Origin of the sequence: Acinetobacter sp. (assembly GCF_036666595.1) — a bacterium.
Lineage (GTDB): Bacteria > Pseudomonadota > Gammaproteobacteria > Pseudomonadales > Moraxellaceae > Acinetobacter.
Window position 1 is genome coordinate 163,262 of the sequence record NZ_JAVWVO010000001.1, and the last position, 26,259, is coordinate 189,520.

Annotated in this window: 19 protein-coding genes; 5 read left to right on the plus strand and 14 right to left on the minus strand. The window is 42.0% G+C overall.

Annotation, left to right across the window (positions count from 1 at the left end; genetic code table 11):
* Positions 1–97 precede the first annotated feature (97 nt).
* From RR876_RS00820 to RR876_RS00830, 3 genes are all read right to left on the minus strand, one after another.
* Complete coding sequence (locus RR876_RS00820) at positions 98–1,078, minus strand: bile acid:sodium symporter family protein (RefSeq protein ID WP_004693581.1); 981 nt, start codon at positions 1,076–1,078, stop codon at positions 98–100.
* A gap of 167 nt (positions 1,079–1,245) precedes the next feature.
* A complete protein-coding gene (gene gloA / locus RR876_RS00825) occupies positions 1,246–1,647 on the minus strand; it encodes a lactoylglutathione lyase (RefSeq protein ID WP_004693583.1) in 402 nt (133 codons plus the stop codon).
* A 124-nt stretch (positions 1,648–1,771) separates the two neighbouring features.
* The gene (locus RR876_RS00830; protein ID WP_332477037.1) at positions 1,772–3,913 is read right to left on the minus strand and encodes an MFS transporter; all 2,142 of its coding nucleotides are present in this window, start codon (positions 3,911–3,913) and stop codon (positions 1,772–1,774) included.
* Positions 3,914–4,094: 181 nt separating this feature from the next.
* Here RR876_RS00830 and RR876_RS00835 point away from each other — a divergent pair, with 181 nt between their 5' ends.
* A complete protein-coding gene (locus RR876_RS00835; protein ID WP_332477036.1) occupies positions 4,095–6,728 on the plus strand; it encodes an ATP-binding protein in 2,634 nt (877 codons plus the stop codon).
* Positions 6,729–6,784: 56 nt separating this feature from the next.
* On the opposite strand, the gene grxD is transcribed toward RR876_RS00835, so the two are convergent.
* Entirely contained in the window at positions 6,785–7,126 is a 342-nt protein-coding gene (gene grxD, locus RR876_RS00840; RefSeq protein WP_004693588.1) for a Grx4 family monothiol glutaredoxin, read from the minus strand.
* 162 nt (positions 7,127–7,288) lie between these two features.
* On the opposite strand from grxD, the gene RR876_RS00845 reads away from it, so the two are divergent.
* Entirely contained in the window at positions 7,289–8,500 is a 1,212-nt protein-coding gene (locus RR876_RS00845) for an aspartate aminotransferase family protein (RefSeq protein ID WP_125273105.1), read from the plus strand.
* A 79-nt stretch (positions 8,501–8,579) separates the two neighbouring features.
* Here RR876_RS00845 and sohB read toward each other — a convergent pair whose 3' ends face one another.
* The 7 genes from sohB to RR876_RS00880 all read right to left on the minus strand — a co-directional run bounded on the left by sohB (position 8,580) and on the right by RR876_RS00880 (position 18,659).
* Positions 8,580–9,551, minus strand: a complete 972-nt coding sequence (gene sohB / locus RR876_RS00850; RefSeq protein ID WP_289844555.1) for a protease SohB — start codon at positions 9,549–9,551, stop codon at positions 8,580–8,582.
* A 281-nt stretch (positions 9,552–9,832) separates the two neighbouring features.
* Positions 9,833–10,747 (minus strand): phosphate ABC transporter ATP-binding protein PstB, encoded by a 915-nt coding sequence (gene pstB / locus RR876_RS00855; RefSeq protein WP_004693593.1) that lies wholly within the window; start codon positions 10,745–10,747, stop codon positions 9,833–9,835.
* A gap of 13 nt (positions 10,748–10,760) precedes the next feature.
* Positions 10,761–12,149, minus strand: coding sequence for a phosphate ABC transporter permease PstA (pstA, locus tag RR876_RS00860; RefSeq protein ID WP_332477035.1), 1,389 nt, complete (start codon positions 12,147–12,149; stop codon positions 10,761–10,763).
* Entirely contained in the window at positions 12,149–13,528 is a 1,380-nt protein-coding gene (pstC, locus tag RR876_RS00865; protein ID WP_332477034.1) for a phosphate ABC transporter permease subunit PstC, read from the minus strand. The genes pstA and pstC overlap by 1 nt, the downstream gene beginning before the upstream one ends.
* A 104-nt stretch (positions 13,529–13,632) precedes the next feature.
* A complete protein-coding gene (locus RR876_RS00870; protein WP_004693599.1) occupies positions 13,633–14,658 on the minus strand; it encodes a substrate-binding domain-containing protein in 1,026 nt (341 codons plus the stop codon).
* Between the two features lie 1,092 nt (positions 14,659–15,750).
* Positions 15,751–17,283 (minus strand): aspartate aminotransferase family protein, encoded by a 1,533-nt coding sequence (locus RR876_RS00875; protein WP_332477033.1) that lies wholly within the window; start codon positions 17,281–17,283, stop codon positions 15,751–15,753.
* Positions 17,284–17,285: 2 nt separating this feature from the next.
* Positions 17,286–18,659 (minus strand): diaminobutyrate--2-oxoglutarate transaminase, encoded by a 1,374-nt coding sequence (locus RR876_RS00880; protein WP_004693606.1) that lies wholly within the window; start codon positions 18,657–18,659, stop codon positions 17,286–17,288.
* Between the two features lie 472 nt (positions 18,660–19,131).
* Here RR876_RS00880 and RR876_RS00885 point away from each other — a divergent pair, with 472 nt between their 5' ends.
* The 3 genes from RR876_RS00885 (at position 19,132) to RR876_RS00895 (ending at position 22,946) form a co-directional block, all read left to right on the plus strand.
* Positions 19,132–19,833 carry an SIMPL domain-containing protein gene (locus tag RR876_RS00885; RefSeq protein ID WP_004693610.1) on the plus strand — a complete coding sequence of 234 codons (702 nt, stop codon included), beginning with the start codon at positions 19,132–19,134 and terminating at the stop codon, positions 19,831–19,833.
* Positions 19,834–20,025: 192 nt separating this feature from the next.
* Entirely contained in the window at positions 20,026–22,221 is a 2,196-nt protein-coding gene (locus tag RR876_RS00890; protein ID WP_332477032.1) for a TonB-dependent siderophore receptor, read from the plus strand.
* Positions 22,222–22,349: 128 nt separating this feature from the next.
* A complete protein-coding gene (locus RR876_RS00895) occupies positions 22,350–22,946 on the plus strand; it encodes a phosphatase PAP2 family protein (RefSeq protein ID WP_332477031.1) in 597 nt (198 codons plus the stop codon).
* 58 nt (positions 22,947–23,004) lie between these two features.
* On the opposite strand, the gene proB is transcribed toward RR876_RS00895, so the two are convergent.
* From proB to RR876_RS00910, 3 genes are all read right to left on the minus strand, one after another.
* Positions 23,005–24,138, minus strand: a complete 1,134-nt coding sequence (proB, locus tag RR876_RS00900) for a glutamate 5-kinase (RefSeq protein WP_005399671.1) — start codon at positions 24,136–24,138, stop codon at positions 23,005–23,007.
* Positions 24,139–24,164: 26 nt separating this feature from the next.
* Positions 24,165–25,379: an Obg family GTPase CgtA gene (gene cgtA / locus RR876_RS00905; RefSeq protein ID WP_332477030.1), complete on the minus strand. Its 1,215-nt coding sequence runs from the start codon at positions 25,377–25,379 to the stop codon at positions 24,165–24,167.
* Between the two features lie 403 nt (positions 25,380–25,782).
* Positions 25,783–26,163, minus strand: coding sequence for a helix-turn-helix domain-containing protein (locus tag RR876_RS00910; protein WP_004980366.1), 381 nt, complete (start codon positions 26,161–26,163; stop codon positions 25,783–25,785).
* Positions 26,164–26,259 lie beyond the last annotated feature (96 nt).

The following is a 26,259-nucleotide window of genomic DNA, read 5'->3' on the forward strand; positions in this document are numbered from 1 at the left end:
ATAACAGACCATTCTTTTGGCCCACCGAGACGGATACCGTCAGAGCTAAGCACAACAAGTGGCGAATATTATACGAGATATAGTATCAGATAGCCAATTATTCTTTCGTTTCAATTTCAGATTGCTTTGCCCAATAGTTAGCAATAATGCCACACACCATTAACTGGATTTGATGGAAAATCATAATCGGTAGAACAATCATCCCCAAAGGTTGTCCAATAAAAAGAATCTGTGCCATTGGAACACCACTGGCTAAGGTCTTTTTTGAACCACAGAAAAAAATGGTTTTCTGATCGGCACGGTTAAAGCCTAGCCAACGTGGTAAAAACAACCCAAGCAACATAATAATTGTCAATAAGACCGAACACACAATGATCAATAGGATTAACGTACCAACACTTACCTCTTGCCATAGGCCCGCAACCACAGCACCGCTGAAAGCACCGTACACCACCATTAATATCGAGCCCTGATCGAATGCTTTAACGATGCTTGGCATTTTTTGCATATATGGAAAGACATATGGTCGAAGTAACTGTCCAAGGACAAAGGGAACCAACAGCAATAAGGTAATTTGAAGAATAGACGAGGTTGGATCAAAACCATGCTCTGACTGCCCCAAAATGAAAAAGGCCACCATCACAGGGGTAATAAACATCCCGATCAAATTCGAGAATGACGCACTGCATACCGCTCCAGCCACATTGCCTTGTGCGACTGAAGTAAACGCAATTGAAGACTGTACTGTCGATGGCAAAAAGCACATAAACAAAAAGCCCCAATACAACTCCTGTCCAAGTAGTGGCACCAATACAGGTTTTGCAAGCAAACCTAAAACGGGAAAAAGGATGAAGGTAAATGCAAAAACCAAAGCATGGAGTTTCCAGTGCATCATGCCCTGAATCACGGCTTCACGGGATAGTTTAGCGCCATGCAAAAAGAATAATATCGCAATCGCGACCGTCGTCAGTACACCAAATACACTGGCCGCTTGACCTGAAACAGGGACAAAGCTGGCTAAGAGCACCATAACAAATAACAATAACGTAAACCGATCGAGTGCCAATAATTTCAACATACCAACATCCTGTCATTCCTCTAAAAATGAAAAAGCCCAGTGACTAATTTACCTTTGGGTAAATTCATCTTACTGAGCTATATAAATAAAGCTAGCTTTTACAGAATATGTTCAATATTTTTTTAATTAATACTGTGCATATACGCTGCATATGACCGAATAACGGCTTAGTTATTACGTGCATTATTATCTTGTTGAATCAGTTCAATTTTATAACCATCTGGATCTTCTACAAAGGCAATAACCGTAACACCACCCTTCATTGGTCCGGCTTCACGCACGACATTGCCACCGCGCGCTTTGATTTCCTCACAAGCTTTATATGCATCGTCTACTGCAATGGCAATATGACCATAAGCATTGCCCAATTCATAACTGTCCGTGTCCCAGTTATGCGTCAGCTCTAAAACCGTATGATTTTCCTCATCGCCATAACCCACAAATGCCAAAGTAAAACGACCTTCTTCATAATCACGCTTACGAAGCAAAGTCATACCAAGCACTTCAGTATAGAACGCCAAAGATTGTTCTAAATTGCCTACACGTAGCATGGTATGTAGCATGCGCATTGGAATTTCCTCATGATTTATTCTCAGCCACCCAATATAGGCAATGCCGCTCTATATTTCAAACCTCCACCATAAAAAAAGTAGCCACAAGGACTACTTTTTTGATTCGAGACAAATCGATGCTTTAACTTTGCTCAGCGGCATGCTCACGTAGAAGTTTCGCCACCCAGACCACTAAGATTAAAATTGGGATTCCAATAAGTGTGGTCAGCAAGAAGAAATTTGGATAGCCAATATTGGACACAATTGTCCCTGAATAACCACCTAGAATTTTGGGTGTCAGCGTCATCAATGAACTAAAAATCGCATACTGAACAGCAGTGAAAGATACGCTGGTCAAACTTGATAGAAATGCAATAAATGCTGCACCAGCTAAACCTGATGCCAAATTATCAACAATAATCGCAAAATACAGCCAGTTCGAACTATATTCCTTAATCACCTTCCCTTTAACTTCTAACTGTCCATCAACCGCCTTATGCAAATTAATCGGTTGCAGATCAACATCTAGAGTTACAGATTTTGCAGCTGCGGGATCTACCAGATAATTCATTGCTGTATGTTGTTGCACACGCTCATTTTGCATCAATACGGCATTCAGCTTTTTAGAGTTTGAATCAAGGAGCTGTTTCGCAGGGATTGCCGCGCTAAAAACACCTTCTTTGTCTAACTTTGCATCAAAGCTTTGACCATCCAAGCTCAATTTAATACTTTGGTTTTCAGCCAGTGTTGCAAGGTATTGACCTCGTACCACGATGCTTCCTTCAGACTCTCGTTGATTAATCACATTATCAGCCGTGATCGGAAGCAATAGCAATGCCGTAGATGCACCCGTTTGGCTAATATAAGGCAATGTGACCGAGACAGGCTGTGAAGTACTATTCTGAAAACTAGCCGTTGCACTTAGACTTTGATTTGCCTGAAGCTGCTCAACAGGAACCTTAATTTTCCATGCACCTGTCTCATCCGCTCGGGCTGTGAAACTTTGCTCACCAACATTGATCACAACATCATTTAAAGGCTGACCTGATTTGACCAAACCAATAAAGATGAGATTGGTTGAACTGGCCAAGATTGCCCCGACAAACATCAACTTCATGATGTTCATGCGCTGCGCCAGTAGTCCTCCTAAAAATCCACCCACCAAACTAAAAATCACCCCATAAACTTTTACCGCTTCGGCAATCTGCTCTTTGGTAAAGTTTAAGTCTTGATAGAACACATTAGAGATCACACCTGCAATGATGTCGGAAATACGGTAAAAACCAATCAACAATAGTAATACCAACGCCAATTTCACGCCATAACGCTTAAAGAAGTCAGCAACAGGATTCACCCATGTTTCATAGGCCATTTGTTTGTTCACAGCGCCCATTTTGACAAGGCTTGAGCCCACCATAAATGCAACAGCGCCAGAGCCAATAAAACGTAAAGCCTCAAAACAAAACAGTGCAAAACTATCTTTGATCGACCAGAGCTGAATCAGCATTTCTGTGAGCTTGCCTGAATAAATATAGCTCAGTACAAAACTCACCACAGATACAAAGAAAACTGCCACTAAACGATAATAATCTACTCGTTTATATTCTTTACGTACCCGATCAACTTGTGGCTCACGTATACATAATGTGGTTGCAATCCCGACCAACATGACCGCCGCCATTGCCAAATACGTCCACTTCCACGCCTCATAAATATAGTTGCCTTTGGCTGTACCCAAATAAGCCGCTAAAAATAACGCGCCCGCACCCGCAACAATCATCCCGATGCGATAACCAGCGTTATAAGTTGAAGCCAATACCGTTTGCATTTGCGTTTCTGCAAGCTCAATACGATAGGCATCAATCACAATATCTTGTGTCGCGGCAGAAAAACCTAAAAGCACAGCACCCGCAGCCATTTGGTAAAGATAGCTCTGACCAAGAGACGGATCTGAAAAAGCCATGATAGAAATGGCACAGATAATTAAGAGTTGTGCGATCAATAACCACGCACGGCGACGACCCAATAATTTGGTCAGCACTGGTACAGGTAATTCATCTACCAAAGGGGCCCAAACAAATTTGAATGAATAACCCAACGCTGCCCAACTAAAAAAAGTCACAGCGCTCTTATCGATACCTGCTTCCCCTAGCCATAAAGATAAGCTCGAGAAAATTAACAGGATTGGAATACCTGCTGAGAAACCCAAAAACAGCATGATCAACGCACGGCGATCTAAAAATGCAGTAAAGGCGGATTTCCATCCTGAAGATTGTGTTGTCATTACGTTTTTGTTGTCTTAAAACCAATGCTGCTATTCAAACCCTTAATACAATTTGTTTCAACCTGATTTATAAAATCAATGTTCTATTTTTGTCGACAAACACTGCGACTTTGCTTGATCTTTTGCATTAAACCTGTATACCTTTAAGTTTCTAACGCAATCTTTAGTTTCGGATTTCAAAGTGACCCAAAAACACGATCAAATGAGCTCTTCTATATCTGTACCACCTGCATTAAATAGTCAAGAAAATCCAGAAAACAACCTTAGTTCAGCATTTGACCAACCCGAAATTCAAACGACCTTAGCAAAGACACAACTTCAAGCAGAGCAACTGACGCACACCCCTGCTCTGGATAAGATTCCAGCTTCAACGCGTCGTATTAAACCGCTCAATAATTTTTTAGGGCAAGACCGCGCACGTGCTTCAGTTGAAGCAGGCATTTCCTTACCTTACTCTGGCTATAACATCTTTGCCGTAGGGACAGCTGGCTTGGGCAAGCGCACCATGGTTAAGCGTTTACTCCAGCAACACGCCAAAAATATGCCGACACCGAACGATTGGGTTTACGTTTATAATTTTAAAAGCCCACGTCAACCGATTGCTTTAGAATTACCTGCGGGTCAGGCGGTAAAATTTCAAACCATGTTACATCAAACATGGCAAACCACTTTAAAGCAACTTGAGCGCCGCTTTACTGCTGAAACCTACCACAACCGTATAGAAGCCATTCGCCAACAAACAGGTGATGTTCAGCAACAAGCTTTGATTGAATTGACCCAAGAAGGTGAAGAACTCGACCTCAAACTGATCTCTCGTAATGATGAGCACTGCTTTATCCCGGTCCAGTATGTAGACGATAAAGTATTGGAAATGACGCAGGCCGACATCAATGCTTTAAGCTCTAAAGAACGTTCTGAAATTAATGCCAATATACGCCACATGGACAAAAAACTTGAGCGTTTAGGCATGCATTTAGGCGACTTGGAGGAGGATGCCCGCGATAAGGTTCAAGTGTTGAATCGCGATATTGCCAAGCAAGTTTTATTACCTAAAGTCGAACAGTTACTGAGTAAATTTGCTGAGGTTGAAGGCTTAAAAGACTATTTAAAATATTATGCTGAAGACATTATTAACAATGTCGAGGTTGTGCTCGAACAAGAAGAAGATGACTTTACCCCCGGCCTGTTTAGTCGTATCCCTTCACGCTACCAAGCCAATGTCATTGTGTCACATAAACCCAATGCTGGCGCACCGGTTATTTTTGAAGACTTCCCAACTCACTACAATTTGCTTGGCCACGTAGAGCAACTAACTCAACATGGCACCATTACTACAGACTTTACCTTAATCCGCCCAGGGACATTGCATAAAGCCAATGGTGGTTTTTTAATGTTAGAAGCAGAACAACTGCTTGAACAACCTTATGCATGGCAAGGTCTAAAACGTGCTTTAAAATCAGGCCAGTTAAAACTTTCTTCACTTGAGCATATGTTGACACTGACAGGAAGTATCTCAATTGAACCTGAAGCAATTCCGCTGAATTTGAAAGTGGTTTTACTGGCAGAGCCTGAAATTTATTATGAAATACTTGAAGTAGAACCTGAGCTTGGCAGTGTCTTTAAAATCCGTGCCGACTTTACTGATACGTTGCAGCGTAATGAAGTAAATGAACAAGCCTATATGCAACTGATTGCAGACTATGTACAGGCCGATAAACTACTTCCTTTCGATCGATCTGCGCTTTCTGCGCTTTTGACTGACTCTAGTCGTCAAGCCGAAGATCAAAGTTCCTTATCTTTACATGCCCTCACATTGGGTGATTTGATTCGTGAGGCACATCATCATGCCTTCCAATCAGGCGATAAGATTGTCTCGGATCAACACATTAATATGGCATTAGATCATCGTAAATATCGCTTAGGCTATTTGCGTGAGCTCTATTGGCAGGATTTATCTCGTGGTACACAGCTCATCGAAACGCGTGGACACCGCCTCGGCCAAATTAACGCACTCTCGGTCATTCACTATGCGGATGTTGAGTTTGGCTTACCATCACGTCTAACAGCATCCGTGTATCAAGGCGGCGGCGATATTCTAGATATTGAGCGTAGTGTCGAGCTCGGTGGCTCTCTACATGCGAAAGGAGTGCTATTGATGTCATCGTTCTTAAAAGCACATTTTGGGCGCGAACAAACCCTACATTTCTCTGCTGCACTTGCCTTTGAACAAAGCTATGGTCAAGTCGATGGTGACAGCGCTACGGTTGCAGAGCTGTCTGCTTTAATCTCAGCGATTAGCCAACTCCCGATTGATCAGTCTTGGGCGATTACTGGCTCAATGAACCAATTAGGTCAAGTTCAACCAATTGGTGGTGTCAATGCGAAAATTGAAGGCTTCTTCGATGCATGTAAACTTCAAGGTTTAACTGGTAAACAAGGTGTGATTATTCCGCGTCAAAATATGCAGCATTTAATGTTACGTAAAGACGTGATTGAAGCGGTTTCAAATGGCCAGTTCCACATTCATGCTATAGATACGATAGATCAAGCGCTTGAACTACTTATGGCTCGACCAGTCGGCACTTTAGACAAGAAAGGACGCTATACCAAGAAGTCTATTTATGCGGCGGTGATGGATCAGCTAGATTATTGGCAAGCCATTGAAGATGGTGCTGAGTTTGAAGAAGAGCCAAAGAAAAAGAAAAAAAAGAAGAAGGACAAAAAAAAGGCAAAGTCTGAAAAGAAGATAGTTGCAACTGAAAATGCAGCGGAACACACTTCTGAAGCTGTAAGCACTGTAACTACAGCGGGTTAACCCTTTCCCTCAAACAAAAAAAAGCGCCATTGAGGCGCTTTTTTTACAACTGAAGATTAAGCTTCAGGTGCTGGACTATGCTGTTCAACTAAAGGTTGTAATTCACCTTTTTGGAACATGTCTAGAATAATGTCACTACCACCAATCAACTCACCGTTGATCCATAACTGTGGGAATGTAGGCCAGTTTGCAATTTGTGGTAACAAAGCACGAATATCTGGATTTTCAAGAATATTCACATAAGCAAACGGACGACCAATTTGACTAAGCGCTTCTACAGCACGTGCAGAGAAACCACATTGTGGAAACTGTGGAGTGCCTTTCATATAAAGAAGTACAGCGTGTTTTGCAATTTGGTCACGAATTAACGCTTCGGTATCGCGTGCTTGTTCAGTCATTGATCAATCCTCAACTAATCTAACCCGCATTATACCCAAAACGTAGAAAAACAGTATGCCTAAAGCAATATTTCGACTTTTATTTAGATTTAGGCTTTAAAACTACAAGCATAATTGCTTAATATTGGATTTCACTTACCCTCTAACAGATAAGAGTTAGTCATGAATAACATTACCCTTGCTCCTGTACAAACTGATCAACCCTCTCATTTGATGCCAGTATTTGGCCGTCAGCCGATCAGCTTTGTCCGAGGTCGAGGCTCTTATCTGTACACTGAGGATGGTACTGAATATTTCGATGCACTGACGGGGATCGCAGTCTGTGGTTTAGGTCATGCACATCCTGTAATTGCAGAAGCGATTGCAGAACAAGCGGCAACGCTCATTCATACCAGTAACTTATTTGAAGTGCCTTGGCAAACGGCTGCAGCACAAAAACTTGCTGAAGTTGCTGGCATGGAAGAAGTGTTCTTTTCAAACAGTGGTGCAGAATCCAATGAAGGTGCAATCAAAATTGCCCGTAAATTTGGCTACATGCAAGGCATTGCCAATCCAAAAATCATTGTTGCAGAGCACTCATTCCATGGGCGTACCATGGCAACGTTATCAGCAACAGGCAACAAAAAAGTCCAAGAAGGCTTCGGCCCATTGGTTGAAGGTTTTATTCGTGTCCCGTTCGGCGACATTGAAGCCATTGAAGAAGCAGCAATTCACCATCCAGACATTGTCGCAATCTTTGTCGAACCAATTCAGGGCGAAGGTGGGGTCAACACCGCTCCGCAAGGCTTTAGCTACTTGGAAGAAATTCGTCAGATCTGTAATCAGCATAACTGGCTGATGATGTTGGACGAAGTTCAAACAGGTAATGGCCGTACAGGTGAATACTTTGCCTACCAACACACCAACATCATTCCTGATGTACTCACCACAGCCAAAGGTTTAGGCAATGGCTTCCCCATTGGTGCGGTGATGACTCAAGGTCGTGGTGTAGGTGTGCTGACCGCGGGTAACCACGGTTCAACGTATAGTGGCTCAGCATTGGGTTCGCGTGTGGTGTATACCATCATCGACATTATGCAAAAAGAAAACATTGTACAAAATGCAGCTGAACAAGGCGCTTACATCGTAGAGCAACTGCGTAAGCAACTTGCCGATCAAAATGTGATTGTCCGTGGCTTTGGTTTGATGATTGGTGTGGAGCTACCAAAAGCATGTGGTGACTTGGTCAACATCGCTCGTGATGAATACCACACCATTATTAACGTTACTGCGGGTTCTGTGGTTCGTTTACTGCCGACCTTGAATATTACCAAAGATCAGGCGGATCAACTGATTGAACGTCTAGTGAAAATGATTAAAGCTTACTTGGCTTAAGACAAAAAAGTCTGGTTCTAAAATTGCTTTTGGCAGATTTTGGAACCAGACTTTTTGAAATAAATCGGCCAACTAAATATTAAAGTTTTGGATCACGCATTTGAACCAAACTTGCATTGGTTTTAGTTAAGGTTTCTATCACTTTATTCATGACTGCTGGTACTAAAGCGTCTGCCATTTGCGCTGCTTGTAAGCCTAACTTCTCACCTAAAGTTGGTTTCTTACGCGTTGAGATGACATAAACATCATGATCGGTCAGTAAATTAAGCAAATAAGCATCTGAAGTTTGTAACTGATCGACCAAATTCAAATCTAAAGCATCTTGGCCATACCAGTGCTCACCTGTCGCTACTTTCTCAACATTGAGTTGTGGACGGTATTTTTCAACAAAGTGTTTAAACAGCACATGCGTCTGTTGTAACTCTTCTTCAAACTTCGCCTTACCTTCTGCTGTATTTTCACCAAACATCGTCACTGTACGTTTATATTGGCCTGCTGTGTACAGCTCAAAATCGATATTGTGTTCTTTTAGCAGGCGATTAAAGTTAGGGACTTGCGCGACCACACCAATTGAACCAACAACTGCAAAAGGTGCAGCAATAATTTGATTGGCGATACATGCCATCATATAACCGCCGCTCGCTGCAACTTTATCGACACAGATAGTGAGATTGAAACCTGCATCACGTAAACGTACCAACTGTGCAGCAGCCAAACCATAACCATGCACCATACCGCCTGGGCTTTCTAAGCGCACCACAACGCGATCACGCCCTGCTTTGGCTGTCGCTAAAATCAAGGTAATTTCTTCACGTAAGCTTTCTACCGCTGTTGCCGCAGTATCACCTTTAAAATCTAGAATATAAACTTTTTGATTGGCCTTTTTACGATGACGAGACTCTTTCGCTAACTGCTGAGTCAGTTGCAATAACTCCAATTTAGAGGCTGTAGTTTGCGCAATTTTTTTACGTTGTTCATTGATACGCGCATTTAAATGTGTAATTCGAATTTCAGCGGGAAGTTTCGGTAAATGAAATAACATAGAAATTATATTCTCTAAAATAATACGTCGGTATATGACCTAGATTAGGTCAATGGCATTTTTTTTCAATAGCCATTTTTTGTTTTATTCTGTAATGCGTTATCTTTCACATTTAATCATTTACAAGATGAGTCAATCTCTCAGACAGCACACCTTCGCATTTATTGTCCAATATGACTGCAATACACAATGCCCATTATCGTGACTATTTAATCACCAAACCAAATGCTCGCGTATAAAAAAACAGAGCACTTAGGCTCTGTTTTCTCAAATATTTCAAGTTGTGCGTATTAACCGAAACGACCGGTAATATAGGCTTCAGTTAGCTGATGATCTGGCTGCGTGAAAACTTTCTCGGTTGAGTTCACTTCAATCAAGTCACCTAAATGGAAGTAAGCGGTACGGTCTGATACACGTGCAGCCTGCTGCATCGAGTGCGTCACAATCGCAATCGTATACTGCGTTGAAAGCTCAGAAATAAGCTCTTCCACTTTCGCTGTTGCAATCGGGTCAAGCGCTGAACATGGCTCATCCATCAAAATCACTTCAGGGCTCACCGCAATGGTACGTGCAATACATAAACGCTGCTGCTGACCACCGGACAAGCCTGTGCCCGGTTGATTTAAACGGTCTTTGACTTCGTCCCAAAGGCCCGCTTTACGTAAGCTATTTTCTACAATTTCTTCTAAGTCATACTTATCACGTGCTAAACCATGCAGTTTAGGGCCATAAGCCACGTTATCAAAAATCGACTTTGGGAATGGGTTTGGTTTTTGGAATACCATACCCACTTGAGCACGAAGCAGCACCACATCAAGGTTTGGGTCATAAATATCTTGATTATCCAACATCACTTTACCCGTCACACGACAGCTATCAATGGTGTCGTTCATACGATTCAAAGTACGTAAGAAGGTCGATTTACCGCAGCCCGATGGCCCAATAAATGCAATCACTTCATTTTCATAGATATTCAGATCAATCCCTTTAATCGCTTCAGCTTCGCCATAGTAAACATGTACATCTGAAGTGCTGAGTTTGACTTGTCCTTGTGCCTGATCTTTCTTAGCAGAAGTCTGTGTATCGAACTGCGACACAAAAGAAGTACCCTGCTGACCAGAGGTCGTATTCGGGTTTGTAAATTGAGTGTGTTCTTGATTCACTGTTTGATCCTGATCTAAGGAATTTTTAACAACGGTATTCATATTTTGCCCTCACTTACCAACGGACTTCAAATTTCTTACGTAACCAAATTGCAATACTGTTGAGTCCAATCATCATTGCAAGCAGAACAATAATCGCAGCCGCTGTACGTCCTTCGAAGAAGTTACGCAGCTCATTACCTTGCCACAAGAAAATCTGTACAGGTAAAGCACTCGATTGATCAAATGGAGTTGTAGGTACACTTGCAACAAATGCACTCATACCAATTAATAACAGCGGTGCAGTCTCACCTAATGCTTGTGCTACACCAATAATTGCACCCGTTAGAATCCCCGGTAGTGCAAGTGGTAAAACATGATGGAATACGGTTTGTACACGTGAAGCACCTAGCCCTAAAGCTGCCTGACGAATTGATGGTGGTACAGCTTTCAACGATGCACGTGTCGTAATAATCACCGTTGGTAAAGTCATTAAACTCAGCACCAAACCACCAACCAATGGTGCGGAAAGCGGTAAATGCATCCAACCAATAAAGATCGCAGCACCGAGCAAACCAAAGACAATTGATGGTACAGCGGCAAGGTTGTTAATGTTGACTTCAATGACGTCAGTGATCCAGTTTTTAGGCGCAAATTCTTCAAGATAAATCGCAGATGCCACACCAATTGGAATCGAAATAATGATCACGATCAGCATCATGAACAGCGATCCCATGAATGCCCCTGCTAAACCTGAAGTTGCAGGAGAACTACGAGAGTCTGGACTGACGAAGATATTGGTATTGAAAGTATTTTCCATTACCCCTGAAGCTTTCATTTCATCGGCAAGTTGACGAACTTCTGGGCTCAACTGTTGCTGTTCATCAGGCAAGCTGCGGTCAATATTTCCTGCGAGCCACACATCAACGTTTGCATCGGCAAGCACTTTAATGTCTTCTTTCTTACCGACCAATGATGGATCTTTCATCACCATATCACGTAAGCGATACGCTTCAGAACTGGTGTACAAAGAAGCCAAATCATCTCGTTTAGAAGCAAGTGCTGGGTCTTTTGCAATCATGGCATTCACGATTAAAGCATCCCAATCCACCATACCCATTTCAGTTTGCCAAGCAATAAAACGCTCTTCAAACTGCGCTGGAGATTCGCCTGCACGCTGTACAGGTTTTGCACCTGTCCTAATAATGGCAGGGTCAAAATATACAGGTAAACTCATGCTACTTTGCCAAAAAGCAGGTAAGCCTTTCGATAAAATACTGCCAAAAAGTAGCGCGACAAAGAATAAACCTGCAATCACTGCCGAGAAACCAAAGAAGCGAAAGGTTTTTTCTTTACGGTGACGTTTTGCCAATGAATTACTGATCGTTTGCTTACGCTTTTCTCGTAATTCTGCCGCATGTTGTGGATCAAATACTTGATCTGCTGTGCTATTAGAAGTCGTCATTAGTCGTATTGCTCACGATATTTACGCACGATGTACAGTGCAACAATGTTCAAACCAAGCGTAATTACAAAGAGTGTCAGACCCAGTGCAAATGCCACCAAAGCTTGCGGGCTTGCAAAGTCAGTATCACCAGTCAATTGGTTTACGATGGTAATGGTCACAGTTGAAATGGCTTCAAGTGGATTGGCATGTAGTAAAGGACTGTTCCCTGCTGCAAGCACCACAATCATGGTCTCACCGATGGCACGTGATGCTGCAAGCAAGAACGCGCCGATAATGCCCGGAAGTGCCGCTGGTATCACCACCTGACGAATGGTTTCAGACTTTGTCGCACCTAAACCTAATGAGCCATCACGTAATGCACGTGGCACCTGCGTGATAATGTCGTCAGACAACGATGAAACGAAAGGAATAATCATGATACCCATGACGAAACCAGCAGTGAGTGCACTGGTTGCGTTGATGTGTAAACCAACGGACTCACCAAGCATTTTAAAGAATGGGCCAATGATCATCAGTGCAAACACACCGTAAACAATGGTTGGAATCCCTGCAAGAACCTCAATGGTTGGTTTTGCCCAAGCTCGGAAGCCAGAAGATGCATATTCAGCAAGATAGATCGCGATCATTAAACCCACAGGGACTGCAACCAAGAGTGCAATACCACTGACCATTAAGGTGCCCCAAAGTAGCGGAAGCAAACCATAGCTGCCGTCTGCACTTCCTGAAGTACTAAAGCCTGGGTTCCATTCTGTGCCGAAGAAAAAGTCGAGTGGACTCACAAAGTGGAAGAATCGCATCGCTTCGCTGAACATCGACATCACGATACCAATCGTGGTTAGAATCGCGACACCAGAACAGAGCGCAAGTGCAACATTAATGGTTTTTTCAACTTGGTTACGAGCGCGGAACTGTGTTGCAATGCGCTTTTTCGCAGCGACTAAACCTGCCAACGCCGCACAAATCACCACTGCAATTTTTGCGAATGTTCCAATGCTTTGAAACTTCGCCAGTTGCTCCGCAGCAGCAAGCTCATACGCGGCTGGTGTATCTGTTACACCAAAACCTGAGGCAATCGCTTCCACACGGTTGATCAACACATCTGTACTAGCAGCATCTAAAGTTGCAGCGACTTGTGCTGGCACGTGATTTAACACCACATGATTCAAAACATTTGGTTCAACAATATTCCAAACAATCAAAATTAAAAAAGCAGGGATACCACACCACAAAGCCACTAACGCACCGTAATACCCCGGACGTGAGTGTAATTTTGCAGAATTATTTCCCTTACCTGCTAAGTTACGGCTCTGACTTAAGCCCATTTGATAGGCTATGGCAATCAGTGCCAATAACACACCTATAAGTAGCAGATTCATGTATTCTCCACGGTTCTTTCAATTTTCATTATTTGAAAAAACTTAATCCTAGTAAAAAACGTCAAAGGTAGGACTTGCCTACCGTTGACTGTTTCTACGCTTAATTACTTAACCGCTTTGCCTGCTTTGAAGTTCGCAAGAACTGCTGCACGCTCTTTGTCTGACATTGAGATCAAACCAGCACGCTCAAGCTTAGAACCTTTACCTGATACTTTCTTGCTGATGAAGTATTCAGTATATTCTTTTAAGCCTTTGATTGATTTCAAATGCTCGCCTTTCACGTAGAAGAATAATGGGCGAGAAACTGGGTATGAACCATTCAAAATCGTCTTTTCAGATGGCGCAACATTGTTCACTGTAGCTACGCGTAACTTGTCACGGTTTTGGTCATAGAAACCTAAACCAAACACACCCACTGCGCTAGGCGACGTTTTTAAGCGCGCTAAAGTTTCAGTGTAGTCACCCGCAATCTCAATCACTTTGCCGTCTTTACGGAAAGTTGAACATGCTTTCTTTTGTGCATCTTTATCCATTGCTTTGATTGCTGCATAAGTTTCGCAGCCTGCATCAACCATTTTTTCTTGGAACACTTCACGTGTACCGTGGTTTGATGCTGGAATCACTAAAGTGATTGGTTCGTTTGGAAGGCTTTTGTCAATTTGGTTCCAACGTGTATAAGGGTTTGCAACCATTTTACCGTTAGATGGTAACTGCGCTGCTAAAGCTGCATAGACGTGCTGTGGACGTAATTTGTATGCTGCCTTGCTTGCATTTGAAGCAAATACAATACCGTCATAACCAATTTTGATTTCGATCACTTGGTTCACACCAGCTTTCTTACAAGCAGCTAATTCTGTATCTTTAATTTTACGAGATGCGTTCGCGATATCGATGGTGTTGTCACCCACACCATTACAGAACTGTTTTAAGCCACCTGAAGAACCGCCAGAACCAACAACGGGTGCTTTAAATTGTGGGAAAGTATTGCCAAACTCTTCAGCAACAATACTTGCATATGGTAAAACTGTTGAAGAACCCGCAATTTGGATTGTGTCACGAGCTGCGTTTGCCGTGGTTGCTACAGCTGCCCCAGAAACTACTACTGCAAGTGCGATATGGTTTAAGCGCATATTTGTTATCTCACATATTAAACATTTTGGAGTACGCCACTTTTTATTCAGTCTTGTACTTTTTTGGATAACTGCATTTTGATTTCAGAATATGACAAGCAAGTTACAGCATTGTGACACTTTCATGATGTTTATTTTTATTTGTCCATGATTCGTTACACTTTGTTCAATTTCACCCAGTCTAAACACGTAAAGAATTTTTCTTATTTCGATATACCGAGAGTGCATAATTCATTTTACATCAACATCTTTTACGCTTTTATAAAAAATAAAACACATTTAGAATCAATACATAAAGCAAAAAAGAACTCCATAGACTTTGATTTCTTTAACATTGAATAGCCCTTCTAATCTATAAAAATTTGCGTATACCCATATGCAGAATCCATATAAATTTTCGCCATTTGTCAGAATTTCATAACCCATAAATGACAAATGAGTAGTGTCATATTTAGAAAATTGAGCGTCATTTAGGCCTTAATTTTTACCTTTTATCCCCCATTTATTTCTTAGAAAATAGCATACTCATCTTGAATACGAGAGCAAATCTATGACTTTTTAGACTCAGGTACCTTTCTTATTTTTAGAAATATTTGTCCGAATAATGGATATTTCTGACGAAACAGCTTTATCTTTTTTCTAAAAGATAGCTCAAAGAAGGAGATTTTGGGCTTCTCCTCCCCTTACTGCCGCCTTAACCATTCATTTTTCGTAAGAAGCGCGACAAGTCATATGAGTGCGACATTTCCCATGACAGCTAGCAAAACACATTTATTTACCCCTAATTGCCGTGATTATGACAAGGACTTGCCTGTCGTGCAGGTCATACCTTTAACTTGAAAATTCGTGAAGAAAATCATTTGCCTGTTGAAAATCAAAAGCCCGAATATTTAGCTTTAGTCTTAATCATTGAAGCTCATTTTCCTGAAAATCATAGTTCAAACAGATATCGAAAACTACTTCATAGAAAAATAAAGCATCTCCAACATAATTAAAATTAGGTGCTTAGCCAATAGATGTTATGCATTTTAATATTTACAACACATAAAAAAAGGAGCTGATATCAGCTCCTTTTTTAACACAAACAATCGATTAAGCAATTGCAGGTGTATAGGTTCCATCTGCGATTGAACCTTTGATACGATCCGCTTCTGCAAGGACAAGACCAAGCAGGTTCTTCACGTTATCTAAAGTCGCAACTGGACTTAAAGTCGTCATTTTCAAAGATTGATTTTGACCCACTTTAGTTACACCAATATTCGCTTCACCACGTGCAAACAATTCATCTGCAACGTTTTGGTTTAAGGTATCAAGCAATTCTACTGGGTAGCCTGCTGGAACCACACGGAACAATACAGATGCAAATTGTGGATCAACCAACATCTCTAAACCAGCAGTTGCATTGATATAATCAGCAACGTCACGTGTAAGTGTTACGCCGTGGTCAATCATAGAACCATACAATTCTTCACCAAGCGCTTCAACAGTCATCCAAAGCTTCAACGCGTCAAAACGACGTGTTGTTTGAAGTGACTTAGACACGAGGTTAGGCACACCATGCTCTTCGTCATAAGCAGAGTTTAAATACTCAGCTTCATAGTGCATGAAACGATAGTTCGCTTCGTCTTTCAGCAAGAACGCACCACAAGAGATGGTTTGGAAGTAATGCTTATGGAAATCCAACGTGATTGAGTCAGAAAGCTCAATACCATCCAACATATTGCGATGATTGTTCGATAGGATTAAAGCACCGCCCCACGCCGCATCGATGTGCATCCACGCGCCATATTTGTTGGTGATTTCACGAATTTGCTTCAGTGGATCAATTGCACCTGCATCGGTCGTACCCGCAGTTGCAACCACACACGCCACAATCTTACCTTCAGCTTGAAGGTGCGCCATGGTTTTTTCAAGTGCATCCACATCCATCTGCGCGTTCTCGTTCACAGGAACGGTTACGACTGATTGGAAGCCCATGCCCATCATCGCCATGTTCTTTTGCACAGAAAAGTGTGCATTTTCAGAACAAATAACTTTGACGCTGCGCATCGCATCGCCCGGCACGCCATCACGCTGTACAGACCACGGATTACCGTTTTCGTCTTTCCAGTTTTTCGCAATACATGCATCACGTGCAAGCAGTACACCCATCAAGTTTGACTGTGTACCACCAGAAGTGAACACACCAGCTTGACCTGCACCATAACCCACTTTTTGACGAAGCCAATCAATCAACTGAACTTCCATCAATGAACCTGCAGGACTTTGGTCCCACGAATCCATCGATTGATTCGTTGCATTAATCAGCACTTCAGCAATTTGACTAGTCACCATAGTTGGGCAGTGCAAATGCGCGAGCGAGTGCGGGTGATGGACTTTTAAGCTTTTGTTTAAGAAAAGCTCAACCATACGTTCAAGTGACTTTTGTACACCCAAACCTTCTTTAGAAGGATTAAATGCAATCGCACTGCGGAGCTCTTTAATGCTACCGCCTGTGTACATTTTGTCGTTTTGCAACCATGCTGCAACTGCTTTAGTCGCTTGATCCATTGCTGACGAGTAGTCAGCAATAGATGCAGCATCATTGCAGAGTAACGCCTTACGGTGTTCTGCAAAATCAACCATGATTACGCGCCTCGAGTTGCAACAAGTGCTTCAGCAATTGCTTTCTTGAAGCGAGAAACCGCTTCAACACATTCATCATGAGTGATGATAAGTGGGCAAAGTAAACGAATGACTGTACCGTTACGACCACCTTTTTCTAACAACAATTTGTTGTTAAAACATGCCGCTTGAATCGCTGCTGCCAATTGACCATCTGCAGGTAAAGACCCCATATGATCCGCTGGTTTACGCTCATCAACAATTTCAACACCAATCATCAAACCACGGCCACGCACGTTACCGATACATGGGAACTCTTGAGCAAGCTTTTTAAATTCAGCTTGTAAGAAATCACCACGTTCTTGTGCATTTTGCGCAAGGTTTTGTTCTTTGATGGTTTTGATCGTTGCAAGACCAGTACCCATTGCCAATTGGTTACCACGGAAAGTACCCGTGTGACCTGCTGGCTGCCAAGCATCAAACTTACGTTTAATACCCAACACAGCAAGCGGTAAGCTACCACCAACGGCTTTAGACATCACCACTACGTCAGGTTCAATACCCGCATGTTCAAATGCGAACATTTTGCCTGAACGTGCAAAGCCTGCTTGAACTTCGTCAAGAATCAACACAATGTTGTGTTTTTCAGTCACTTCGCGGATTTTTTTCAACCATTTGGTTGGCGCTGTTACCACACCGCCTTCACCTTGAATTGCTTCAAGAATCACAGCAGCTGGCTTGGTTACACCACTTTCAACATCTTCAATGAAGTTTTCAAAGAAATATGTCAAAGCATCCACACCCGCTTCACCACCTAAACCAAGTGGGCAACGGTATTCATGCGGATACGGCATAAATTGAACGCCTGGCATTAAACCATTTACAGCATTTTTCGCAGACAGGTTACCTGTCATTGCAAGAGCGCCGTGCGTCATACCATGGTAACCACCAGAGAAACTAATCACTGTGCTACGACCGGTATACGTCTTCGCTAATTTAATTGCTGCTTCCGTGCCATCTGCACCAGATGGACCACAGAACTGTAAACAATACTCTTCCTTACCGCCTGGTAATTGTTCAAGTAATGCTTCAGTAAATGCATCTTTTAAAGGTGTCGTTAAATCCAAAGTATGTAAAGGAAGACCACTTGCAAGTGTATCTTGAATACTTTGAATTACCGCAGGATGATTATGGCCCAAAGCCAATGTTCCTGCCCCAGCTAAACAATCGAGGTACTCTGTACCTTCAACATCAGTAACCCAGCAGCCTAATGCTTTGGCTATCGCTAACGGTAATTTCCGTGGATAGCTACGAACATTGGATTCCATCTGACTTTGGCGAGTCAAATAGTATTCGTTAGTAGTATTAGTGGCAGGGTTTACAGAAGAAACGCTCATATCGAATTACCATCTCTGATATGGGTTGAAAGAAATAAGTCGGGTGACTTTTGGTCCTTTGACTCGGCGCTTTATAAATCTAGTCAGATAGCGTTTGGATACTTCATAACTAGGAGGCGGATGATACAGAAATTTTCAATAAAATAAACAGCTTTTGGACATTATCTGTCAGAAATTTACTAAAAAAATATATCATGCCAAACCATAGCTTAAATTATCCTCTTATAGTGTGACAACGTAAAGAAAAGACGATGAATTTATTTATTTTTCAACTTCACCACAAAATTTCAAAATACTCACCCTGGTCAAAAAATAAGTTTTTGAAATAAATAATTTTATTTAGGTTTTTATGAAAAATATTTTGTACCTTTTTTTACAATCGAACCACAATATTTTCGCAAATTCACCACAAATTGGCTTTAAGCTTTTTACAAATGTTGCAAAACTCCTCCTAAATAAAAAAGGAATAAAAATGCGTCAATTCTTCATCCCAGCAATCGCTCTTAGTGCTTTATTTAGCTCAGCAGTTTTTGCTCAGTCTGAGAACCAATTAAACTACAATATTGTCAATGTTCAGGCCGAGGCAACACGCCAAGTATCCAACGATTTAATGAATGCAACGCTTTATATTGAACGGAGTAACAAACAACCTGCCGAACTCGCAACACAAATTACGCAGCTCATGAATCAAGCTACAGCTTTAGCACGTAAATATCCAAGCGTAAAAGTCGAAACAGGTTCTCAAACCACCTACCCAATTTACAACGATGACAACCAAAAGTTAAAAGAATGGCGTGGTCGTGCTGAAATTAATTTAGAAAGTACCGATTTTAAAGCAGCGAGCCAATTGATTGGTGAGCTACAGCAAAACTTCCAAACCCAGTCAATTGGCTTTAGTGTGTCCGACACACAACGTAAGAAAGTGGAAAATGAGCTGATTGTTGAAGCATCGAAAAACTTTCAACAGCGTGCGCAATCATTAGCACAAGCATGGAGTAAGTCAGGTTATAACTTGGTTAACTTAAACATTAATACCAGCAACTACTACCCTCGCCCAGTCATGATGCGTGCAGAAAGTGCAAAATTTGCAGCAGCTGATGCGCCAATGCAAGATGTTGCAGGCGGTGAATCTAAAATCACTGTGAATGCAAATGGTACTGTTCAACTTAAATAACAGATTTCATTCAAATTCATCTAAAAAGCCATGTTAAACATGGCTTTTTATTGTGTGCTCGCTCAATAAAACTTTAATTCGCCTATTAATTTTAGCGTTTTAATTGCAATAATTGATAATGGTTATTATTTGATTTCAGCAAAGTTCAGCATATGATAGCCGCGTTCTTTATTATGGATTGCGCACAAAAGAATGATTTCATCACGTCTTCATCTGCAGGATCGCAGATTATTCAAAACCAAAAAACTCAGTATTGCGATTGGACTTTCTATGAGCTGCTTGACCTATGCACAAGCAGAAGAACTCACTGAAGCAACGAGCAATAATGTGCTTCCGACCATCAAACTTGAAGCACAAGGCAACTGGTTAGAAGATGCCAATGCAGAGAAAGTGCAAAAGCATGCAGGCGCTCGTACGATTATTAATCGCAATCGCTTAGATGAAGTTGCTGCGACTTCAATTAAAGATGCCCTGAAGCAAGTGCCTGGTGTTCAAGTCCAAGAAAATAATGGTACTGGTGGCAGTGATGTTTCACTCAATATTGGGGTCCGTGGTTTAGCCTCTCGTTTATCTCCTCGCTCTACAGTATTGCTTGATGGTGTTCCTCTATCATTTGCGCCTTATGGACAGCCTCAGCTTTCTCTAGCACCGGTATCATTAGGCAATATTGAATCTGTAGATGTGGTTCGTGGTGCAGGCTCTGTACGTTTTGGGCCGCAGAACGTAGGCGGTATCATTAACTTTGCAACTCGCACTATTCCTCAAGAGTTTGCAGGTAATGTCAGCCTAACGACCGAATATGCTTCGGGTACAGATCAAGTTAAATATAGCCCAAACCTATTTGTAGGCGGAACCTTAGATAATGGTCTAGGTCTTGCCCTACTATATTCGGGTACAAAAGGTGATGGCTACCGCGAAGCCAATAATAAAACTGACATTGATGATGTCATGTTAAAAACGGCCTATCAAATTACAGATACTGATGCAGTCGCGCTGAATTTACATCATTACGAAGGTCGTGGTGAAATGCCTGAAGGCTTAACTGCCGAAAAATATGCACAAAACCCTTATCAGTCAAATAAGTCACGTAATTATTTCTCTGGTCGCCGCTCAGATGTGTCATTCCGCTATACACATCAAGATGAAAAAAATAACTTTGAATTGCTGACCTATTATATTGACTCATTTCGCACGAGCGACTTAGAGACAGATGTTAGTGCAACGACTTCGCGTATGGACACCTCTCCACGCGACTACAAAGTTTTTGCCATTGAACCGCGCTGGTCTCGTGCATACCAATTAGGTAACTCAAATAGCGAATTTACTATCGGCTATCGTTATTTAGATGAAGATAGTTCTGAGTTCTCAGGTCGCTCATCGACATATGCATTGAATGCACCTGTGACCGAAATTAAAGCACGTACCACGAGTGAAGGTGGCACTAAAGCACATGCGATTTATGCAGATAACCGCTTCGATTTAGAGAACTGGGTCATCACACCGGGACTACGTTTTGAATCGATTGAAACGCATAACAATTTTACTGCTTATAACCAAGGCGTAGCAGTTAATACCGTTTCACCAAAAATTGATTCAGATGAGTTTTTACCAAGCCTATCGGTTATGTATAAAGCGACAGACAATTGGAAAATTTTTGCCAATGCGGGCGTTTCATTCGGCCCACAGCAATATAACCAATTGGCACGTTTAGAAGGTGGTGTTGCACAAAGCACAACGGATGGCTTACATCCTGAAAAGTCCAATAACTATGAAATTGGGACGAAGTATTTGGGCAATGGTCTAAATGCAGAATTAACCGCGTTTTATTTAGACTTCAAAAAAGAGTTAATTTTAGAACGTGATGCTCAGAATAATGGCATTTGGACAGACTTAGGCGCAACCAGTCACAAAGGTGTAGAACTTGGTCTAGCTTATGACTTTGGCGCTTTGACTGATGCACTTAAGGGCTTAAAACTCTATAGCAACTACACCTTCACCAAAGCTGTAGCTGAAGCAGGCGACTTTGAAGACAAAGACCTTCCTTTCTACTCCCGCCACACTGCAAATGTTGGTTTAGCCTATAAAGTGAATCAATGGAGCGTCAATGCAGATATGTTTGCCCAATCTAAGCAGCATTCTCCAGGTTCGAGTGATACCTATCAAACTGACGAATCAGTTGATGGAAAATTAGGTGATATTCCAGGTTACTCTACCTTTGCGGTGCGTACAGCCTATGACTTTGGTGAGCAACTCCACGGTTTAAAAATTGCGGGTGGCGTTAAAAACGTGTTTGATAAACAATATTTCACACGTTCTACTGACTCCACAGGCGGAAAATATGTAGGGCAACCACGTACCTTCTACCTTCAAACGTCATTTGATTTCTAAAACTGCAAACCAATTCGTTCAACCATATTGAACTGTTAAAAAAGACTACATTTTTGTGGTCTTTTTTATTTTAACAATATGACAAAATTATGACTCTCTTCCGTACTTTATAAACACAATCCACTTTCATGACTCTTTCAGAACTTAATTTATCGCTTTTTTCATGGATTAATGCTTCCCCTGAAGCTAGTAATACAAGTATTCATTTTGCCATATTCATCGCCAATGACCTGCTCTATTGCATGATTTTACTGTTTGCTTGGTTTTGGCTACGTGGTAACTATGACACTAAAAAGCAGATATTGAAGGCGTTTATTTTTACCAGTATCGCCATTTTGATCAGCCAATGTATTTCTCATGTGTATTATCACCCACGGCCTTTCGTCATGGAGGTCGGACGCACTCTCATTTACCATGCACCCAATGGCTCTTTCCCTAGTGACCATATGCTGATTTTTAGCAGTATCGCCTTTTCTTATCTATTCTCTGCGCAGCGTAAACTGGGAATTTTTCTCTTGATTATGGCTTGGCTGGTTGCATGGTCACGTGTCTATCTTGGTGTGCATTTTCCTTTAGATATGCTCGGCGCATTTCTATTGGCTTTTGCCTTAAACTTCTTTGGATTAAAGCTTTGGAATCTCTATAAAGAGAAAATCATGCAAGGGGCACTCACCATTCACTTTTACTTATTTAAGCCCCTCATTCAAAAAGGCTATATCAAATAACTTTCGTTCCAAAACAAAAAAATCCCGCTCGAAAGCGGGATTTTTTAATGCGTTTAAATTAGTAGATCGCCATGTGGTTGCGATGGATCATCTCAAGTGAACGTGCTTCACCTAGAACTTGGTGAACTTTATCTGACGCCAAGCCCTTTACCAGCTCCGCAGAACGCGAACTAAAGTTGACACGTCCGACCGCAACACGGCCACCTTGGATATCAACACATTCAACCACGTCACCGCGTTCAAAATGCCCTTCCACAGCTTTCACACCAACTGGAAGCAAACTACGATGATTATCTTTTATGGCTTTAACAGCACCATCATCCAACACCAAACGACCAGCAGTTTGTAAGTGAGCCGCCAACCACTGTTGATGAGCCGTAATGCGGTCATTGTCAGTAATAAACAATGTCCCAAGCATTTCACCATCCATCAAACGTGCCAGCACATTGTCGCTTTCACCACTGGCAATCAGCGTTGGACAGCCAGACTTTGCAGCTAAGCGTGCAGCACGGACTTTGGTCAACATACCACCACGACCAAACTTACCGCCACCGCCAGCCATATCAAACAAACTCTCATCTAGAGCACGCACAGTATGGAACAGTTTTGCATCTGGATTTGAACGTGGGTCTGAGTCGAACATACCCTGCTGGTCTGTCAAAATAATTAACAAATCAGCATGGACTTGACCTGCAACCATTGCGGCCAGCGTGTCATTGTCACCAAAGCGAATTTCATCGGTCGAAACTGTGTCATTCTCGTTGATCACAGGAATGACATGCCATTCAATCAAGTTCTGTAAAGCATCACATGAGTTCAAGTAACGACGACGGTCTGCCAAGTCATCATGAGTTAATAACACTTGCGCAGTCTGAATGTGATGTTTTTCAAGCACACTTGACCACGTATGAATAAGCCCCATTTGACCAATGGCAGCACACGCCTGAAGACTGGGTAGATCGGTGGGTCGGCTGTCTAGCTTCATACGAACCATACCTTCAGCCACAGCTCCTGACGACACCAGAATAATCTCATGTCCTGCATTGTGTAGATCTGCAATTTGTTTCGCCCAATGCGAAATTGCATCTATATCTAGACCTTGCCCATTTGCTGTGAGTAAAGATGATCCGATTTTAACAACGATTCGTTTACAAGCTTCGAGCTTACGTTGCCCATCTACCACTTCTATCATCTTGTCCTCAGTTACTCATTACGAGCTTAACGTACGTAAAACACTTCCATTTCGCCGTCATCTTCATCATCGTCTTCATCATCATCAGCCAACAGGCCTGCAAGACGTTGTTGACGACGCATTTCACGATATGCTTCTTTAGCGGCAATCGTTTGTTCGCGTGTTTCAGCTTCAAGCTGCTCACGGAATGCTTTCACTTCTGCTGCATAATCAGGATCTTCAAGCTCACGTTCACGTTGTTGCTCAATTTGATCCATCAGATAATACACAACTGGTTTTGTCCCTTCAGACATCAAACCTGAAGTTTTAAATACTGGGCCATCCCACTGCATTTCATCTAAGATATGCTGACACCATTCGTCACGCGTATCGTCTGAAAGTTGGTCAACTTTGTTTAACACTAGAACGATAGGTAACTTTGAAAGTGTCGGAGAGAACTTCTCTAATTCACCCAAGATCGCTTTTGCATTGTATGCAGGATCAGAACCATCAATTGGCTGAACATCCACAATGTGAAGCAAAATACGCGTACGCGCCAAGTGCTTTAAGAAACGAATACCAAGACCCGCACCTTCAGAAGCCCCTTCGATCAAGCCAGGAATATCAGCCATTACAAATGAACGGTGACTGTCTGCATCAACCACACCAAGGTTTGGAACCATCGTAGTAAATGGATAGTCTGCAACCTTAGGTTTTGCTGCTGATACGGCACGAATAAACGTCGATTTACCTGCGTTTGGCATACCCAGTAAGCCAACATCGGCCAGTACTTTTAGCTCTAAACGAATTTCACGGAATTCACCTTTAAAACCATGGGTACACTTACGTGGCGAACGGTTCGTCGATGATTTAAAGTGAGTATTACCCAAACCACCATCACCACCCGCTGCAACAAGCACACGCTGACCACTTTCAACCAAGTCGCCAATAATGTCACCCGAGTCAGTGTCAACAATCGTTGTACCTACAGGAACCTTTAATACGGTGTCTTCACCACCACGGCCTGCGCAGTTCGCGCCACGACCATTTTTAGCTCGCTCCGCACGGAAGCGGCGAGTATAACGGAAGTCTACAAGGGTACTGGTATTATCATCAGCTTCGATAAATACGCTACCACCACGACCACCATCACCACCGTCTGGACCACCAAAAGGTACGAATTTTTCACGGCGAAAACTGGCTACGCCATTGCCACCGTCGCCAGCCTCTACGGTAATGACTGCTTCATCAACAAAGCGCATGCTGCCAATCCTCTAAATACTTTAAAACCGCATATTCTGCCATATTTTACAAAATTTCTCGAATAGAATTATTCAGCGAAACATGAAATTTAGTCACAAAAATACCAAAATCTAACTTTTCGACACTTTTCACCTGATTTTATTCATTTTTTAATTTAAATGTGCTGACCATTTAGTCGTTAGATCACTCTTCGACTCATTTTATTCAATCCTAATCAACTTTTACTTTCAAAAAGGATTTTCACATCAAAATAGCGCGCTAAAAGAGTAAATTGCTTGATAACAAGACTTTTTCACAGCCTGAAATTCTAATCAAATCTAAACCACCTCCGCACGCCTGAGGAATTCACTCTTAAAATGCAATTAAGGATTATCACAACCAATCCACATTACTTGTCATCTTTTATTTTAAAGCTGCTACTCGCTCCTTGCTTTCTAGAATTTCAGGCAAACTTTTTTCAATCCAACCAATCAAATACATGGTTTTCTCAGCGGCTTGAGAACCCAAGATCGTCAATTGGTACTCTACTTTGGGCGGCACCACAGGATAGACCGTCCGTAGAATAAAGCCATCATGCTCAAGAGTTTTAAGCGTCTGAGAAAGCATTTTCTCACTCACCCCTTCTATACGCTGCTTGAGTTCACTAAAACGATGTACGCCATCACTTAAACAGCGCAACACCAGTACCGACCATTTACTCGTAAGATGCTCCAAAATTTCACGAGACGGACACTCCGTGGATAAAACTTGACCTAACAATTTGCTTGTCGCATAGGTGTGCATCATTTCTCTCCATTTGGTTTATTACTTACTTTTTGGTACGTACTTACATTTAGTAAGTTAACAGATTAAGATACAACCATCAAGTATAGAAAACAA

What these genes read in the sequence shown, in the direction of transcription:
- RR876_RS00910 (WP_004980366.1), bottom strand. Translation starts at nt 26,163, where the DNA reads ATGCACACCTATGCGACAAGCAAATTGTTAGGTCAAGTTTTATCCACG.
- gloA (WP_004693583.1), bottom strand. Translation starts at nt 1,647, where the DNA reads ATGCGCATGCTACATACCATGCTACGTGTAGGCAATTTAGAACAATCT.
- pstA (WP_332477035.1), bottom strand. Translation starts at nt 12,149, where the DNA reads ATGACGACTTCTAATAGCACAGCAGATCAAGTATTTGATCCACAACAT.
- RR876_RS00890 (WP_332477032.1), top strand. Translation starts at nt 20,026, where the DNA reads ATGATTTCATCACGTCTTCATCTGCAGGATCGCAGATTATTCAAAACC.
- pstB (WP_004693593.1), bottom strand. Translation starts at nt 10,747, where the DNA reads ATGAATACCGTTGTTAAAAATTCCTTAGATCAGGATCAAACAGTGAAT.
- RR876_RS00870 (WP_004693599.1), bottom strand. Translation starts at nt 14,658, where the DNA reads ATGCGCTTAAACCATATCGCACTTGCAGTAGTAGTTTCTGGGGCAGCT.
- RR876_RS00845 (WP_125273105.1), top strand. Translation starts at nt 7,289, where the DNA reads ATGAATAACATTACCCTTGCTCCTGTACAAACTGATCAACCCTCTCAT.
- RR876_RS00885 (WP_004693610.1), top strand. Translation starts at nt 19,132, where the DNA reads ATGCGTCAATTCTTCATCCCAGCAATCGCTCTTAGTGCTTTATTTAGC.
- RR876_RS00830 (WP_332477037.1), bottom strand. Translation starts at nt 3,913, where the DNA reads ATGACAACACAATCTTCAGGATGGAAATCCGCCTTTACTGCATTTTTA.
- proB (WP_005399671.1), bottom strand. Translation starts at nt 24,138, where the DNA reads ATGATAGAAGTGGTAGATGGGCAACGTAAGCTCGAAGCTTGTAAACGA.
- grxD (WP_004693588.1), bottom strand. Translation starts at nt 7,126, where the DNA reads ATGACTGAACAAGCACGCGATACCGAAGCGTTAATTCGTGACCAAATT.
- RR876_RS00895 (WP_332477031.1), top strand. Translation starts at nt 22,350, where the DNA reads ATGACTCTTTCAGAACTTAATTTATCGCTTTTTTCATGGATTAATGCT.
- cgtA (WP_332477030.1), bottom strand. Translation starts at nt 25,379, where the DNA reads ATGCGCTTTGTTGATGAAGCAGTCATTACCGTAGAGGCTGGCGACGGT.
- RR876_RS00880 (WP_004693606.1), bottom strand. Translation starts at nt 18,659, where the DNA reads ATGAGCGTTTCTTCTGTAAACCCTGCCACTAATACTACTAACGAATAC.
- pstC (WP_332477034.1), bottom strand. Translation starts at nt 13,528, where the DNA reads ATGAATCTGCTACTTATAGGTGTGTTATTGGCACTGATTGCCATAGCC.
- RR876_RS00875 (WP_332477033.1), bottom strand. Translation starts at nt 17,283, where the DNA reads ATGGTTGATTTTGCAGAACACCGTAAGGCGTTACTCTGCAATGATGCT.
- RR876_RS00820 (WP_004693581.1), bottom strand. Translation starts at nt 1,078, where the DNA reads ATGTTGAAATTATTGGCACTCGATCGGTTTACGTTATTGTTATTTGTT.